Origin of the sequence: Paenibacillus sp. FSL R10-2199 (genome assembly GCF_038000235.1) — a bacterium.
In the GTDB taxonomy this organism is placed as follows: Bacteria; Bacillota; Bacilli; order Paenibacillales; family Paenibacillaceae; genus Paenibacillus_AQ; species Paenibacillus_AQ phytohabitans.
In genome coordinates this window covers 1,325,933-1,342,201 of record NZ_JBBOBO010000001.1, presented here as the reverse complement: position 1 = coordinate 1,342,201, position 16,269 = coordinate 1,325,933, and the positions used below count along the sequence as shown (strand labels likewise).

At 54.7% G+C, this 16,269-nt stretch carries 14 protein-coding genes; 6 read left to right on the top strand and 8 right to left on the bottom strand.

Going from position 1 to position 16,269, the window contains the following annotated elements; translation table 11 throughout:
- Positions 1-181: 181 nt before the first annotated feature.
- Positions 182-1,870 carry a PucR family transcriptional regulator gene (locus tag NYE33_RS05950; protein ID WP_341065101.1) on the top strand — a complete coding sequence of 563 codons (1,689 nt, stop codon included), beginning with the start codon at positions 182-184 and terminating at the stop codon, positions 1,868-1,870.
- Here NYE33_RS05950 and NYE33_RS05945 read toward each other — a convergent pair.
- The 6 genes from NYE33_RS05945 to NYE33_RS05920 form a co-directional block, all read right to left on the bottom strand.
- Positions 1,836-3,203 carry an aspartate aminotransferase family protein gene (locus tag NYE33_RS05945; RefSeq protein WP_341065098.1) on the bottom strand — a complete coding sequence of 456 codons (1,368 nt, stop codon included), beginning with the start codon at positions 3,201-3,203 and terminating at the stop codon, positions 1,836-1,838. The genes NYE33_RS05950 and NYE33_RS05945 overlap by 35 nt on opposite strands.
- Before the next feature lie 46 nt (positions 3,204-3,249).
- Entirely contained in the window at positions 3,250-4,716 is a 1,467-nt protein-coding gene (locus NYE33_RS05940; RefSeq protein WP_340948711.1) for a CoA-acylating methylmalonate-semialdehyde dehydrogenase, read from the bottom strand.
- Positions 4,717-4,862: 146 nt separating this feature from the next.
- Positions 4,863-5,966 carry an ABC transporter substrate-binding protein gene (locus tag NYE33_RS05935; RefSeq protein ID WP_042140334.1) on the bottom strand — a complete coding sequence of 368 codons (1,104 nt, stop codon included), beginning with the start codon at positions 5,964-5,966 and terminating at the stop codon, positions 4,863-4,865.
- A 194-nt stretch (positions 5,967-6,160) separates the two neighbouring features.
- The gene (locus NYE33_RS05930; RefSeq protein ID WP_336102027.1) at positions 6,161-7,060 is read right to left on the bottom strand and encodes an ABC transporter permease; all 900 of its coding nucleotides are present in this window, start codon (positions 7,058-7,060) and stop codon (positions 6,161-6,163) included.
- A complete protein-coding gene (locus NYE33_RS05925) occupies positions 7,060-7,872 on the bottom strand; it encodes an ABC transporter permease (RefSeq protein WP_336102028.1) in 813 nt (270 codons plus the stop codon). The genes NYE33_RS05930 and NYE33_RS05925 overlap by 1 nt, the downstream gene beginning before the upstream one ends.
- A gap of 2 nt (positions 7,873-7,874) precedes the next feature.
- Positions 7,875-8,657, bottom strand: coding sequence for an ABC transporter ATP-binding protein (locus NYE33_RS05920; RefSeq protein ID WP_039305637.1), 783 nt, complete (start codon positions 8,655-8,657; stop codon positions 7,875-7,877).
- A 369-nt stretch (positions 8,658-9,026) separates the two neighbouring features.
- Between NYE33_RS05920 and NYE33_RS05915 the strand changes: the two genes are divergently transcribed.
- Positions 9,027-10,619, top strand: coding sequence for a histidine kinase N-terminal 7TM domain-containing diguanylate cyclase (locus NYE33_RS05915; RefSeq protein WP_341065093.1), 1,593 nt, complete (start codon positions 9,027-9,029; stop codon positions 10,617-10,619).
- A 105-nt stretch (positions 10,620-10,724) separates the two neighbouring features.
- Positions 10,725-10,934 carry a hypothetical protein gene (locus NYE33_RS05910; protein WP_340948707.1) on the top strand — a complete coding sequence of 70 codons (210 nt, stop codon included), beginning with the start codon at positions 10,725-10,727 and terminating at the stop codon, positions 10,932-10,934.
- Between the two features lie 22 nt (positions 10,935-10,956).
- Here the strand turns inward: NYE33_RS05910 and NYE33_RS05905 are convergent, their stop codons facing one another.
- On the bottom strand, positions 10,957-11,811 hold the full coding sequence (locus tag NYE33_RS05905) for an MBL fold metallo-hydrolase (protein WP_340948706.1): 855 nt from the start codon (positions 11,809-11,811) through the stop codon (positions 10,957-10,959).
- 271 nt (positions 11,812-12,082) lie between these two features.
- Here NYE33_RS05905 and NYE33_RS05900 point away from each other — a divergent pair, with 271 nt between their 5' ends.
- From NYE33_RS05900 to NYE33_RS05890, 3 genes are all read left to right on the top strand, one after another.
- Positions 12,083-12,928, top strand: a complete 846-nt coding sequence (locus NYE33_RS05900) for a DUF72 domain-containing protein (protein ID WP_042140339.1) — start codon at positions 12,083-12,085, stop codon at positions 12,926-12,928.
- A 98-nt stretch (positions 12,929-13,026) separates the two neighbouring features.
- Positions 13,027-14,511, top strand: coding sequence for an alpha-amylase (locus tag NYE33_RS05895; RefSeq protein ID WP_042140340.1), 1,485 nt, complete (start codon positions 13,027-13,029; stop codon positions 14,509-14,511).
- Positions 14,512-14,539: 28 nt separating this feature from the next.
- Positions 14,540-15,280: a hypothetical protein gene (locus tag NYE33_RS05890; RefSeq protein WP_341065091.1), complete on the top strand. Its 741-nt coding sequence runs from the start codon at positions 14,540-14,542 to the stop codon at positions 15,278-15,280.
- A gap of 259 nt (positions 15,281-15,539) precedes the next feature.
- On the opposite strand, the gene NYE33_RS05885 is transcribed toward NYE33_RS05890, so the two are convergent.
- Positions 15,540-16,148, bottom strand: coding sequence for a biotin transporter BioY (locus NYE33_RS05885; RefSeq protein ID WP_042140341.1), 609 nt, complete (start codon positions 16,146-16,148; stop codon positions 15,540-15,542).
- Between the last annotated feature and the right edge of the window lie 121 nt (positions 16,149-16,269).

Here is a 16,269-nt window from a genome sequence, read left to right as displayed (position 1 = left end):
TATTCAATATTGAGTCATATTTCCTGACATTCTATATTCAAACTATAGTCAATTCGATTTTTCGTTACATTAGACACATTGTCTAATTTCAAAAGTCTATTTTTTACCTGTGTGAATGTGCTGAGAATGGAGAAGCCGCGTAGGCGGGCTGCAAGGCATACGTTCAACGAGGGGGAAGCTTATGGATTGGGAACTTGTATTTACGATCCGCGATGCGCTGAAGAGACCGCTGTTTGCGGAAGCCGAGCTGATTGGAGGAAGAAACGGCCTGAACCGGGCGGTCCGCTGGGTGCATGTGCTGGAGAGCTCAAGCTTCGACAGCCTGATTCACGGAGAAGAGATGATTCTGACCACCGGGATGAGCGCAAGCACTGATTTGGCCGCTTCTTTATCTTTTATGCAGAATTTGATCGATAAGAACGCCGCCTGTTTGTGCATTGAGCTTGGAGCGTATTTCAGCTCGATTCCGCAGGAAATGATTGATCTGGCCAACCATCACGACTTCCCGCTGATACAGTTTACCCGCACTGTACGTTTTGTCGATATCACACTCGATCTGCATTCCCTCATCATCAACCGCCATCACCGCATGCTGCAGGAGCTGGAGAGCATCTCCCGCGAATTCCACCGTCTGACGCTGACCTCCCAGGGGACCCTTAAGGTATTGCAGTTACTATGCAAAAGCACCCGCACACAGATTGTCTATATGCAGCTTCAGGGTAAACCCCTGTTCTTCCCGGCCCTGCCGCCCGAGGAGCAGCAGCCGCTGCTGAGTTTCTTCGAGGCCTTCAGTGAAGAAATGGAGGGCGTTCAACCGGATGCCGCACCGCATATCCGTGAGTATGGCCATAAGACCATTGCCCTGAAGCCAGTCGGAGCCTTGGACCAGACCTGGGCCTATATCCTGATGGTCTGCAATCACAAGCCGCAGGAATTCGACTGCCTGCTGCTGGATTCCGCCTCCCTGTCGATCGCCCAGGAGCTGCTGCGCACGCGGTATATGGAGGAACGCAAGCTTTTCTCCGAGAATCTGTGGGTGGATGAGCTCGTTAGCGGCCGCGGCCAGGATGATAACCGCCTCAAAGGGCTGGTCGGACCCGACTTCAACGTGGTTAACGAGCTGCCGTACCGCGTATGCCTGATCGAGATTGAGAACCCGCGTGACGTCAAATGGAACAGCTCGGAGAATGACTGGGAATCGATCACCTTCCATCTCTCGCTCATTCTGCGCTCGATCTTCGAGAAGTACTCCCTGCGCCCGCTGATTACGCTGAAGAATAACCGGCTGACTGTCATTGCGCTGGATATCCAGTCCAAGCTGCCCGGCAAGCTGCGTCTGCAGCAGGCGCTCGATTCCCTGCAGCATATCCGCTCGGATGAGAAGCTGAAGGACCTGCAGCTCGTTACCGGAGTCAGCAAGTCCCATAAAGGTCTGAAACATGCCCATGCCGGATACCAGGAAGCCGTACAAGCGCTGTCTCTCTATTCTTGTTACCAGAAGTCCATTCTGTTCTATGAAGAGCTTGGCGTCTTTCAGCTGCTGCTGAGCCTGAACGACGGCAAGACGCTGGAGAATTTCATCCGCAGCTATCTCGGCCCGCTGATCGACCACGATGAGGCCAAGGGCAGCGAGCTGATGCTCACACTGCGCGTCTACCTCGACCATGACGGCTCGAAGCAGATTGCCGCGCGGAATCTGTTCATTGTACGGCAATCTCTCTACTACCGGCTGGACAAAATCACCGAGCTGCTCGGCGAGGACTTCATGCTTCCGGAGAACCGGATCTCCATTCAAGTGGCCCTGCGGGCTTACCAGTTCCTGTACCCGGAGAAGTTCAGTCTGCCCAGCTCCCGTTCAGCACAGCTTTGAAGGTGTCGATAATGAACTGAATGTCCTCATCGGTGGAGGATAAAGGGGGAGCGAACGTGAGGACATTATTGAAGCCCGCCACCGTATCCCCGTTCTTGCCGATGATCAGCCCCTTGGATTTGCATTCCGCGATAATACCCTTGACGATGCTGAGGTCAGCAGGCTGCTTGGTGGCTTTATCCGCTACCAGCTCGATGCCAAGCACCAGCCCGAAGCTGCGGATATCGCCTACCAGCTTATGATCCAGAAGAATAGCGAATTCATCGGCCAGCCGCTTGCCCAGAATGGCGGCGCGCTCCACCAGATTCTCCTGCTCCAGAATCTCCAGGTTGCGCAGCGCGAGCGCACAGGCAGCCGGATTGCCGCCGAAGGTATTCACATGGCGGAAGTGCCCATAGTCGTCGCTGTTATCCTTGAAGGCCTCATAGATCTCCTTGCGTACCGCCGTGGCCGACAAAGGCAGGTAGGCGCTCGTCAGCCCTTTGGCCATCGTGACAATATCCGGCTTGATACCGAAGTTGTGGTGGCCGAACTTGCGGCCGGACCGCCCGAAGCCGCAGATCACCTCATCGATGATCAGCAGCACGCCGTGGGTGTTGCAAATCTCCTGCACCCGGTCCAGGTAGACCTGATGCGGCACAATGACGCCGCCGCCGGTAATGACCGGCTCCATAATCACCGCCGCGACCGACTCCACGCCCTCCCAGATGATCATGTCCTCAATAGCCTGCGCACACTGGAGGTTAAACGCTTCTTCCGTCATGCCTTCAGGACGGCGGTAGCTGTCAGGCGGAGCCACATGCAGGAATCCGCCGCCCAGCGGTTCATATTTGTATTTGCGCTGCGCCTGGCCGGTCGCCGACAGGGAGCCCATCGAGCTTCCGTGATATCCGCGGTAGCGGGCAATGAATTTATGACGGTAAGGCTGGCCGGTCTGCTGCTGGTACTGGCGGGCGATTTTGAAGGCGGCTTCATTGGCTTCCGAACCGCTGTTGGAGAAGAAGATGACATAATCGTCCTCCAGCCATTCGTTCAGCTTCTCCGCCAGGGCGATCGCCGGCATATGACTCTGTGTCAGCGGGAAATACGGCAGGGTCAGCAGCTGATTGTACGCCGCTTCCGCCAGCTCCTTGCGCCCGTATCCAACATTCACACACCATAGCCCGGACATTCCGTCCAGAAATTTGTTGCCATCAATATCGGTAACCCATGAACCGCTTGCGGATGCGGCTATCATCGGCGGGTTCTGCTCGCTGTATGGTGTAATATTATGCCATAAATACTGCTGATCCTTCTTGAGCAACTGCTCGCTTTCTTTGCCCAGGCTCTGCACGACACTCTCTCCTCTCGGAATCCCATTTGATATTTGTATGAATCAACTAATAACGCGCGGTGACCATTTTCTTGCGGGTGTAGAATTCAACGCCGTCGCGGCCATTGGCATGCAGATCGCCATAGAACGACTTCTTGTAGCCTGAGAACGGGAAGAATGCCATCGGGGCCGGTACACCCAGATTAACCCCCAGCATCCCGGCATCGATCTCTTCGCGGAACTCGCGGATCGCCTTGGCGCTGTCCGTATAGATACAGGCCCCATTGGCAAAAGGCGACTCATTCGTGACGGCTATCGCCTCCGCCAGGTCCTTAACCCGCACTACAGACAGCAGGGGCGCGAAGATTTCATCACGCCAGATCGCCATGCCCGTCTGCACATGGTCAAAGATCGTCGGGCCGATGAAATAGCCGCTGCCAGCAGCAGCAGCCGCATCCTTCCTGCCGTCCCGCACCAATTCCGCCTGCTCGGCAAGCCCTGTCTCGATGTAGGCAATCGTCCGGTCCTTGTTCGACTGCCGGATGACCGGCCCCAGGAACACGCCGTCTTCCTTGCCGTCCCCGATCTTCAGTCCGTCGGCCGCCTCCTTCAGACGGTTCACCAGTTCGTCCGCGATTGTCTCATGCACCGCGACCACCGAGCAGGCCATACAGCGCTCACCCGCTGAGCCGAAGGCGGCGGAAATGATATTCTTCACTGCGTTGTCGAGATCCGCATCAGGCAGCACGATCGAATGGTTCTTGGCTCCGGCCAGCGCCTGGACCCGCTTGCCGTGCGCCGTACCCTGCTTATATACATATTCCGCCACCGGCTGTGAGCCGACGAAGGAAATCGCCTTCACCTCTTCATGTTCCAGCAGACCATTCACGACCTCATGTGCTCCATGCACGACATTCAGCACACCCGGAGGGAAGCCCGCCTCTGCGAACAGCTCCGCCAGCCGGTTCACCAGCAGCGGTGTACGCTCGGAAGGCTTCAGCACAAAGGTATTGCCGCAGGCAATCGCCAGCGGAAACATCCAGCAGGGCACCATCATCGGGAAGTTGAACGGGGCGATGCCGCCGATTACCCCCAGCGGGTAGCGGTACATCCCCGACTCCACGCCCGTGGCGATATCCGGCAGCTGGCTGCCCATCATCAGTGTGGGAATGCCGGCGGCAAATTCCACACATTCAATACCGCGCTGTACCTCGCCCAGCGCTTCCTCCAGGCTTTTGCCGTTCTCCAGCGTGATCAGCTCCGCCAGCTCATTCCAGTGCTGCACCAGCAGCTGCTGGTACTGGAAGAAATAGCGCGCCCGGCGCGGTACAGCTACTCTTTTCCACGATGCATAGGCCTCTGAAGCTGCCTGTACGGCAACGTTCAGCTCAGCACGGCTGGAGATCGGCACATAAGCAATCACTTCGCCCGTTGCCGGATTGAACACCTCCTCTTCCTGCCCGGATGAGGATTCCACCCAAGCACCATTCACATAGTTCTTCACTTTACCGGCCTGCCCCACGAGCAGAGACATAGTCTGCACCTCTTTCCATATTCTGGGATGTTTATTATAATAGATGACCGCCGTGCCCGGGCGGCCATCTATTATAGCTATATAAGCTGAACTTAAGAATGATGCCCTGCTGATTCTTAAACTCACTATATATAGAAGGAAATTGGTTATTTTGCCGCCATCTCGACAATTTCGTTCGTATAGGCTGCATTCACATCAGATGCCGTCTTGATTACACCGAATTTGAGCGCAATATCGGCTGTCTGCTGGAATGCCGCTGCATCCGTATAACCCATCTTGGAAGCATCGAAGCCCTCCGGCTGAATCAGCTTGGCAACTTCAGTCATCATCGTCAGCTGATGCTCGCGGGACGTGCTGCCTTCTTCCGCAAGCTTCATTACACTGTCAACAGCCGCTTCAGGATCGGCAATCGCATCTGCCCAGCCCTTGAGGGAAGCACGGACGAATTTGGCTGCCGTTTCTTTATTGGCATCCAGCCACTCCTTGTTGGCGAACAGGTTGTCTTCGAGCATCGCCACACCCTCGTCATTCATGTCGATTACGCTCAAATCCTCTGCCTTGATCCCTGATTCCAGCACCACCTGATATTCGTTGTAGGTCATGGCCGATGCCGCATCGATCTCACCGCCGAGGAACTGGTCCATGGTGAAGCCCTGCTTGGTGAAGTTCAGATCCTTATTAGAATCCAGTTTGTATTTATCAAAGAGGGCCAGAATTTCGAACTCGTTACCGCCCATCCAGTTGCCGACCTTCTTGCCCTTCAGGTCAGCCGGTGTAGCGATACCCGCATCCTTCTTGGATACCAGCACCAGGCCGCTCTTCTGGAAGATCTGGGCGATCTGCACCAGCGGCATTTCCTGCTCCTGGCTGGTCAGCAGACTCGCCACCCAGTCTACGCCGATATCCGCCGAACCGCCCGCCACCTGCTGCTCCGGCACGATATCCGGACCGCCGGGCAGAATCTCAACCTTCAGCCCTTCTTCGGCATAGTAACCTTTGTCCTGGGCTAAGAAGTAGCCGGCGAACTGCGCCTGCGGAACCCACTTGAGCTGCAGCTTCACAGTAACCGGATCAGCCGCCGGTTCTGTGGTTGCCGCCGCTTCCGGCGAAGCCGCAGCCGTATTGCCCGCTGTCGCCTCTGCCGCAGGAGCATTATTGTTGTTGCCGCCGCAGCCTGCCAGTAGTGAAATCATCATAATAACCGCCGCCATCATTAACCCGCCACGAAATTTGCTTTTTTTACCGTTCATCTCAGCAACTCCCCCTACCAAATTGAGTTTTGTAATCCGGCCAAACACAGCATGGTTGCCATCGTGATGCTCTATGCATACGGTCATGCGTTGACAGCTTCTCTATATCCCGTCAGCGCAGAAGCCGGATGTAACAGGTACAGGGTGTTACAGGGTGTTACAGGGTGTTACAGGGGGCTACAGGCATTACAGTGTTACGCACGCTGGGAGGGATGCCATTTGATGAATGCCTTCTCCAGCCGTTCAACGGCCAGGTAAAAGATGACTCCGGCAATGGCTGCCAGCACAATGCAGGACCAGCCCAGCGGCATTTTGGCCACCTTAATGGAGTTGGAGAGCAGATAGCCCAGTCCCCGCGAGGAGAAGAAGAACTCCCCGACAATGGCTCCGATCATACTCGCCGTAGCGTTGATCTTCAGCGCAGTGAATACATAGGGCAGGCTGTTCTGAATCCGCAGATAGCGGAATACTGCCGGTTTGGCCGCTGCATAGGAATGCATCAGGTCAAGGGCCAGCGGATCAACAGCCACCATACCCTTGTAGGCATTGATGGCCATGGCTGCCATCGTGGTTGCGGTAACAATAGCGGCCCGTGACCCGATGCCGTCACCAAACCACAGGTTCATGATCGGGGCAAGCGCCACGATCGGCACGGCATTCAGCGCAGCAACCATGGTCAGGCTGCCCCCGCCCCAGCGGGGCCAGGCCGTTGCGGCCAGCGCAATGAGGAAGCCGCAGGCTGAACCGATCAGCATGCCAAGGACGGCTTCAGTGAGGGTATATCCGGTGTAAGAGAGCAGCAGGCTGAAGTTGTCCCGCATAGCTTCCGCTATGGCCGAGGGCAACGGCAGCTGATATTTCTTCAAATCGAAGATTCGGTGAAATACTTGATATTCCCACAACACCAGGAATATCACCCCGGCCAGGAGGGGAAGGATGATTCCGGGATTCAGCCGCCGCAAGGGACGGCGGGGATTCTTTTGCTTCCCTGGTTCTGATGAAATTCCGTTGTTAGATGCCGGTTTTGGAGCAGAACCCGCCTCCGTGCCGGCAGAAGTAATGAATGGGATATCGCGTACAGAATTGCTTGCCATCAGCGGCTCCCTCCTTTGGGACGGAATTCCGGCTGCCAAGGCGCCACCAGACGTTCGGCCAGGCCCATCAGCCAGTAGCTTGCCATGCCGAGCAGGGCGCCGACCAGTACGGTGGACCAGAACATATACGTATGGGAAGGGCCATAGTAGAGATTGCGGAGCATAATTACACCGATGCCGTGCTGCGCACCCATCAGCTCAACGAGAATAGCGCCCGTTACAGCCAGCGGTGCAGCAATCTTCAGGCCGCTGAACAGACCCGGCAGCGATGCGGGGAAACGCAGCTTCCAATAGACTGCCCAAGGCTTAGCAGCATAGGAATGCATCAGCTCCAGCGCGGATAGATCCACACTGCGCAGTCCGCGCAGCATGTTAAGCGCCACCGGGAAAAAGGTGATATACCCGGATATAATAATCCGCGACACCTGCTCGTCGCGTACAATGCCGTAGATAATCGGCGCCAGGCCAAGGATTGGAATCATCTGCGAAGCAATGGCATAGGGGAAGGCAAGCTGTTCTATTGTCTTCGACAGGCTCATCAGCACTGCCAGAATGACCCCGGCCAGCGCTCCGATCAGAAATCCGACACCGGCGTTGCCGAAGGTGGCCCCGCCCTCCTTCAGGAGTGTCCCGCTATACTTCCAGAGGGTTGCGGCCACTTCATGAACATAAGGCAGCTTGGACTGGGCGAGCGGTGTCTTCGCTACATTCAGCAGCCACCATGAGACAGCCTCCCAGACCACCAGCAAACCAAAGATCCAGACGAACAGCGGCAGCACGCGCTCCCGCATAAACGCACTGTTCTGCTTCATGCCTACACCCCTTCGAAGCTGTCGCGGATGCGGGCGATCAGTTCAAAAAACTCAGGACTGTTTCTCATCTCCGCCGTCCGCGGGCGCGGCAGCGGAATATCAACAATCGCAGACAGTCTTCCCGGATGAGGGGATAACACGAATACTCTGTCTGACAGAAAGATGGATTCAGGGATGCTGTGAGTGACGAATACAATCGTGCTCTGGACCTTGCTCCAGACGGAGAGAAGCTCTTCATTCAGGCGTTCGCGGGTAAATTCGTCCAGCGCAGAGAAGGGTTCATCCATGAGCAGAATTTCCGGCTCCATCGAGAGTGCTCTGGCGATGGCTACGCGCTGCTGCATCCCTCCGCTCAGCTGCCAGGGATATTTATCAGCAAACCCCTGTAATCCCACGAGATCCAGCAGTTCCAGCGCCTTATCCTCACGGACCGATTTCTTAACGCCCATCAGCTCCAGCGGCAGCGTAATATTATGTTTGACCTTCCGCCAGTCATACAGCACCGGACTCTGAAAGACAATCCCATACTTTTGTGCCAGCCGCGCTTCCTTCGCCGTCTTTCCGGCCACCATAATATTTCCGGCTGTTGGTGTTATAAGATCTGCCATCAGTCTCAGCAGTGTGGTTTTACCGCATCCGGAAGGTCCCAGCAGGGACACGAACTCTCCTTTGGCAATATCAAGGCTTACCTGATGCAGCGCAAGCACGTCAGCCGTTTCCGTCTTATAACGCATCTCGACGCTCTCCAGCTGTATTTCAGGAATTTTCGTCGCTACTAATGACATTTCCAGCTCCCCCTTCATCCCTGAATCTATTATATGTTAAATAACATAACACATATGTTGTGAAAAAACGCCTTTTTCTCGTTACATGTTCGATTAACTAACATCTTACACTTTGCTCTGCAGACCCACATTAGACAAATCGTAAAATGGACGCTGAGAAATTCCGTCATTTTGTCCAGGAGCCCGTTTGCATTGTTAATAATCTGGAATTGTGCCGATAAAGTTAGTATGTATTCTCACCCTCTGTTGCCGGATTCCTGCCAACTGTTATCTATGCAGATGTGTGATATCATTTAACTATATCTACTCTTCTATAGGAGACCTTTAGCCAATGTTCAAAGCCTATTCCTACACATGGAGGCGCTACCCATGGAATCCATGATTTCCAACTATATAGTCATCGTCTCTATCTCAGGTGTGCTGAGCGCATTGCTGGCGCTGTTTGCCTATTATAGGAAGACAGATTTTTCCGGTCTAAAAGCTTTCATTGTAAGCTCAGCTGCTTCGGCGATATATACCTTCGGGTTCGCGCTGGAACTCTCCGGCAGCACCATGCAGGAAATCGCGTTGTGGGTTAAGGTGGAGTACCTCGGTATGCCTTATATCGCCCCCTCCAGCATGCTAATGATTATGCACTTCGTAGGTCTGGAGCGGCTGATTTCCAAAAAACTGCTGACCGTCCTGTATTCGGTGCCCGTGATCTCTACCGTGCTCGTATGGACCAACGATTCCCACCACCTGTTCTATCAATCCATGCATTTCCGGGAAGGTGCCCCTACACCGCTGATCGATATCGTCATGGGACCCTGGTATATTGTGCAAGGCAGTCTGACCTTCGGCTGCATGCTGGCCGGCATGTGCCTTATTCTCTGGCGCTGGAACCGGATGAAGCGGGTGTACCTCCGGCAGATGGTGATTATTTTCATCGGGCAGTTCCTGCCTGCGCTGGGCGCATTCCTCTACCTGATGGATGCGACTCCGTATGGAATGGACCCCGTGCCCGTAATCATGAGTGTAACGTCCACCCTGTATATATGGGCTATTCTCTCCCGGGGCATGCTTACCGCCGCACCCATTGCCCGCGAGAATCTGTTCGAGAGCATGCGGGACGGTGTGCTGGTCATGGACCTCTCGGACAAGCTTGTCGATTACAACCGGGCCGCAGCCGAGATGCTGCAGGATCTCGATGCCTCCGCAATCGGCAGGCCGCTGGCCCAACTGTTCCTTCCCGCCGGCAAGGAAGCTGTCGATTATGTGATGAATTCCAATCCCGGGGACAGCGAGGAGCAGGAGCTCGTCTGGAATATGGGGGAGGATGTCCGTTATTACCAGATCCGCTCCTCCCCTGTGCAGAAGCATGACGGGCATCTGGCCGGACGGATGATTATGCTGATCGATGTCACTGAACGGACACTGCTCCAGGAGAAGCTCCTGCAGCTGGCCACCATCGACAGCCTTACCGGTATATATAACCGGACGCATTTCATGGAACTGAGCCGGGGCTTGCTGGAGGAAGCGGCCGAACGCTCCGCCCCCTTTTCGATCATCCTGCTGGATATCGATTTCTTCAAAAGCATCAATGACCGGTACGGACACCAATATGGCGATATGGCATTGCAGCATGTAGTGGGTGTATGCAGCCGGCATGTGCGGGAAGAGGATATCTTCGGACGTTATGGAGGCGAGGAATTCGTCTTATGTCTGCCGGATACTCCCTTGAAGCAGGCGGCGGTCATCTCGGAGCAAATCCGCGGGGATATCGAGCGCAGCGCTTTCTACACGCTGTCAGGGTCCATTAATGTAACGGCAAGCTTCGGCGTGGTGGAAGCCTTCCGCAGTAATATATCGCTGGAGGAGCTGCTCTCCGAAGCCGATCATGCACTCTACACCTCCAAGCGGAACGGCCGCAATGCCGTTCATCTGTCCAGCGGCTCTGCGATCACGCATTTCAAGCCGGTATAATTTCATAACAGTACAACTACCCCCATGCCCGGACAGAATCCTGAGCACGGGGGTAGTGTTGTTTTTGGGAAAATTCTTATCGGGTACCAAAGGGGATGTAATGCCGTGGATAAGTTAACAGAAATATTAGAGGCCCAGCATGTGGGTTTGAAATCCTCCATCATGAACGACAGATTCGTACAGCGCAAGAAGGGGCAGAATTCTTCGGCATGCTATCCGTTTTTTTACGGCGGTACAGGTGTGCCGTCATCCACACTCAAGCTTAATCCGCATGACTTGGAGAAGCTGAACCGGGTGGTTGCTTTTTTGGATTAGTCTCGGCTTCGGCTGCGGAGTATCACCTTGCGCCCTCCAGGAAATATTCCACGCTCCGCAATAAGCCCGGCGGCAGCTCTTCCAGCTGAAGATACGTCTTCAGCTCCAGCAGCACCCGCTCGCGGTTATCCCCGAAGACATCTACAATCCGGGCAAGACGTTCCCAAGGTACCAGGTCTGCACGGAATTCCTGTTCCGTCATTGGTACTCCATGTGATTCTACAAGCAGGGCCGCCTTATAGCCGTAGATACGCTCCAGCAGCTTAAGGAAACCGGTACTGCTGTAGCGGCGCGGCCCGCCATATACGGACGGTCCCAGGGCATCTCCCAGTAAAAGAACTTTATCTTCTATAACATGCAGGACGCAGGAATCGGCTGAATGATCACCGCCCACATGGCTTAGCTCACAAGTGACCCCGCCCAGATCTACAGTAATACTCCCGTTAAATATAATATCAGGCGTATCCACGGTGATTACCCGCGGGGAGCCATATTCCAGGCGGATATGCGCTACACTCTCCTCACTGATTGTCCCCTCCTGCACAAGGCCTTCCAGCTCTTCATCACTTCCGTTCAGCCCTGCGAGCCGGTTAAGTACTAGCGCTGTTTCTTCATGGGCAATCACAGGGACGTTCCATGCTGTCATCCCGAAGGTATGGTCCCAATGCCAGTGCGTCAAGGCCAGCAGATCCGGCTGACGCCAGCCCCTTCTTGCCAACTCTTCCCGGAACAGCTCCGCATGGGCGGGGGAATTCCCCGCATCCATCAGCAGTGTCCGGCGTGAGCCGGAGACGGCCGCCAGGATCGGGCGGTCCGTGTCATGCTCCGCATGCATGATAAGAATATGCGGACTTAGCTCCTGAAACTTATGTTCCATACACAACTTCCTTTCTATTGCTATACCTTAAAGGGTAGGGTAAGCAGAATAAAAGGCATTCTGCCGGAGTATATCCTCTTCCTCTTTTGGTGATAACAGCACCATTGGCAGTTTTTCATTCACGGTATTCTGTTCCAAATCCTATCTTCATGTTGCCTGAGTTTCAGCTTTTAATCAAATGCCCTTGTTTGCCTTGACGGGTTTTCAGTTTAATAAGAGATAGCCAGTGTTGAAACTGGCATAGAGCAGACTGATACAAGGAGGGCGTTCTATGATTAAGATCGGGCTTACCGGCTTCGGAGACCACGAGGAGTTGTATGGCAAAATCAAACCTGCCGACCGGCTTCCTGCGTATAGCGCTTATTTTTCCATTGTGGAGATCGACAGTTCTTTCTATGCCGTGCAGCCGGTCAAGAATTATGTGAAGTGGGTTAACCAGACGCCGGAGCAGTTCAAGTTCATTGTGAAGGCTTACCAGGGGATGACCGGACATCTCCGTGATAAAAAAAATTATTACGATACGCCGGAGGAGATGTACCGCGCCTTCCATACCTCCATTGCCCCTGTGCGTTCGGCAGGCAAGCTGGCCATGACGCTGTTCCAGTTCCCGCCCTGGTTCGACTGCACCAAGGACAATGTGGAATTCCTGCGTGAGGCTAAGGAAAGAATGCTGGATGTGCCCTCCGCCATCGAGTTCCGCAACGATTCCTGGTACAGTCCTGAGCTGCGCAGCAGAACCCTGCAGTTCCTGGAGCAGGAGGGCTGGATTCATACCATAGCCGATGAGCCGCAGGCGGGTTCAGGCTCGATCCCGATTGTACCGGTCGCTACCACGCCGGACATCACCTATGTACGGCTGCACGGCCGCAATACCGGAGGCTGGAATCAGAGCAGTCATCCCGATTGGCGCAAGCTGCGCTATCTGTACCGTTACAGCACCGAAGAACTGGTGGAATGGAAGAACCGTCTGCTTACACTTACGCAGAGCTGCCGTGATATCTATGTAGTCTTTAATAATAATTCCGCCGGTGATGCCACCCCCAATGCGCAGGAGCTGCAGTCCCTGCTTGGGATTGACGGCGGTTTGGCCCCGCGCCAGCTGGACTTATTCACCTGAGGTTCGGAGGTCTACATAAATCTCTTCTACTCCTTGCTGAAGCAACAGACCCAAGAATTGTTCCATTCGTTTCACAACCCTTAAGGAGGCTACCAGGAATGAAGAGAAACCATACTATGATGCAATTTTTTGAATGGCATGTTGCCGCAGACGGAGAACACTGGAAACGCCTTGCCCAAATGGCCCCTGACCTGAAGGCGGCGGGAATTGATTCCGTATGGGTCCCTCCCGTAACCAAGGCGGTCTCTCCGGAGGATACCGGTTATGGAGTCTATGATCTATATGATCTGGGCGAATTTGATCAAAAGGGTGCCGTGCGCACGAAATACGGAACCAAGCAGGAACTGGTCGACGCGATTGCCGAATGTCTGAAGAACGGCATCGCGGTCTACGTAGATCTGGTCATGAACCATAAGGCCGGGGCGGATGAGACAGAGGTGTTTGAGGTCATTGAGGTCGATCCTAACGACCGCAATAAGGATATCTCCCAGCCGTTTGAGATTGAAGGCTGGACCAAGTTTGATTTTCCGGGGCGCGGGGATGAGTACTCCAGCTTCAAATGGAACCACACCCACTTCAACGGCACCGATTTCGATGCCAAGGCAAGCCGGAACGGCGTATTCCGGATCGATGGTACGAATAAAGGCTGGAATCAGAATGTGGATGATGAATTCGGCAATTACGACTATCTGATGTTCGCCAATATTGATTACAGTAATGAAGACGTGAAGAACGAAATGCTGAACTGGGGCAAATGGCTGGTCGACACCCTGCAGTGCAGCGGCTACCGCCTGGATGCCATTAAGCATATCAACCATGAGTTCGTTAAAGAATTTGCGGCGGAGATGAAAAAGAAACGCGGCGAAGACTTCTACATTGTCGGCGAATTCTGGAACTCCAATCTGGAGGCCTGCCGCGAATTCCTGAACACCGTTGACTATCAGATCGATCTGTTCGATGTATCGCTGCATTACAAGCTCTACTCGGCTGCGCTGGCGGGCAGGGACTTCGATCTGACGCATATCTTTGACGATACGCTGGTCCAGACGCATCCGGCCAATGCCGTCACCTTCGTCGACAACCATGACTCCCAGCCGCATGAGGCGCTGGAATCATGGGTCGGCGACTGGTTCAAGCAGAGTGCCTATGCCCTGATTCTACTGCGGAGGGACGGATACCCCGTTGTCTTCTACGGCGATTATTACGGTATCGGCGGCCCGGCGCCGGTGGAGGGCAAGAAGGACGCCATCGATCCTCTGCTCTGTGCCCGTTACAACAAGGCCTACGGCGACCAGGATGATTACTTCGACCATCCCAACACCATCGGCTGGGTGCGGCGCGGTGTTCCGGAGATCGAAGGCTCCGGCTGCGCCGTAGTGATCTCGAACGGGGACAACGGAGAGAAGCGGATGTTCGCCGGCGAAGCGCGCGGCGGGGAAGTATGGGAGGATCTGACCGGCAACCGCCAGGAGACTGTCACCATCGGAGAGGACGGCTGGGCAGTATTCCCGGTGAATGGCGGAAGCGTCTCGGTCTGGGCTCTGCCCGATCCGGAGCCGGAGGACGATTGCGTGAAAGAGTGAGCATTGGACTCCGGGCGGGCGGTGGGCGGTGGACAGCCGGGGCTGGCGGTGGACTGGCGAGGATAGTCGGCGGGCGGGCGACGGGCAGCCGAGGACAGGCGGGGAGCTTGCGGGGGCTGACGAGGACAGGCGGGGCTGGCGGTGGACTAGCGAGGATAGTCGGCGGGCTGGCGACGGGCAGACGAGGACAGGTGATGGACGGACGGGGACAGGCGGTGGACGGGCGAATGACGACGAGGACTGGCGGGGCGGGCGGGGGGCAGACGGACGAGGACAGGCGGTGAAATCAGGAGCACTTTTGCTCTTCACTTCCTCCTTTGGTCAACGTCCAGGTATGATTAGAGGGATTTATCCCTTTAATTTCACCATACAGCCTACTTTCAGCGGAATTAGAGGGATTTATCCCTTTGATTTCACCATACAGCCCACTTTCAACGGAATTAGAGGGATTTATCCCTTTAATTTCACCATACAGCCCACTTTCAGCGGAATTAGAGGGATTTATCCCTTTAATTTCACCATACAGCCCACTTTCAGCGGAATTAGAGGGATTTATCCCTTTGATTTCACCGTGCTGCCGACTTCCGGGGGAATTAGAGGGATTTATCCCTTTGATTTCACCGTGCTGCCGACTTCCGGGGGATTCGGTGGAATTCCTGATACAAGAACAAATTTGTCCTTCAACCGGATTGGCTCCAAGCTCCAAAGAAACGTAACCAGGACATCATGCACGTTCTATACACTACAGACGGATATCATAATTTTCTAAATAACAATAAAAGAGGCGACTCCCTGCCATACGGCAGCGAAATCGCCTCTTTGCTCCGTGCAGCCAGCCATTCGCCATCTCAGCCAGCCATTCGCCACCTCAGCTAGCCATTCGCCACCTCAGCCAGCCGTTCGCCACCTTAGCCAGCCATTAGCCACCTTAGCCAGCCATTCGCCACCTCAGTCAGCCACTAGCCAGCCTCAGCCAACCATTCGCTACCTCAGCCAGCCAACTAGCAGCCTCAACTAACCACAGCCAGCTAACGAATGACGGTTGACTTCTCCCCGTCTGCCCAGACGCCGGAATCACTGTTTAAAATACGGTCGATCGGATACACCTTCCACACAGCTGTCACTACGGCAGAGCACAGCACTGCCTTGGTCAGGTCGCCCGGAATGAACGGCCACATACCTGCAGTTAACGCCTTGGTCAGCGAGTCCATGCCGGTTGAGTGGGCCAGCCACCATACGCCGCCAGGATAGACAAGCAGCGCACCAAAAATAAAGTTAGCCGCAAGCAGCTTCACGAAAGTATATTTATCCTGCTTTATACGCTGGGCGAAGAAGCCGATCAGCCAGGCTACGAACGGCCAGGAGAATATATAGCCTGCGGTCGGGCCAACCAGCACCGCGAGTCCGCCGCTTCCGCCCATCACCGGGAAACCCGCTGCAGCAAGTCCGATCACGATCAGTACGGCGAGCGTGCCATAGCGTGCCCCCAGAATAGAACCGGCCAGCATGACAGCCAGGGTCTGCATTGTAATAGGTACAGTAGAAAAAGGCAGAGAGATCTTTAAATAACTCAGAGCGATCATAACTGCGGCGAATAGTGCACTGAATATCAGGCCGCGGGTCGTCCATTTCTTCATTGCCGGGAGTACCCCCTTTTTTTAGGATCACTATATCATCCCCCTCCGGATACATCAATCCTCAAATCTTTGTTATAATGGGGAGCGATTGTTGACTAGAACTGTAAGGAAAGCGGGCATG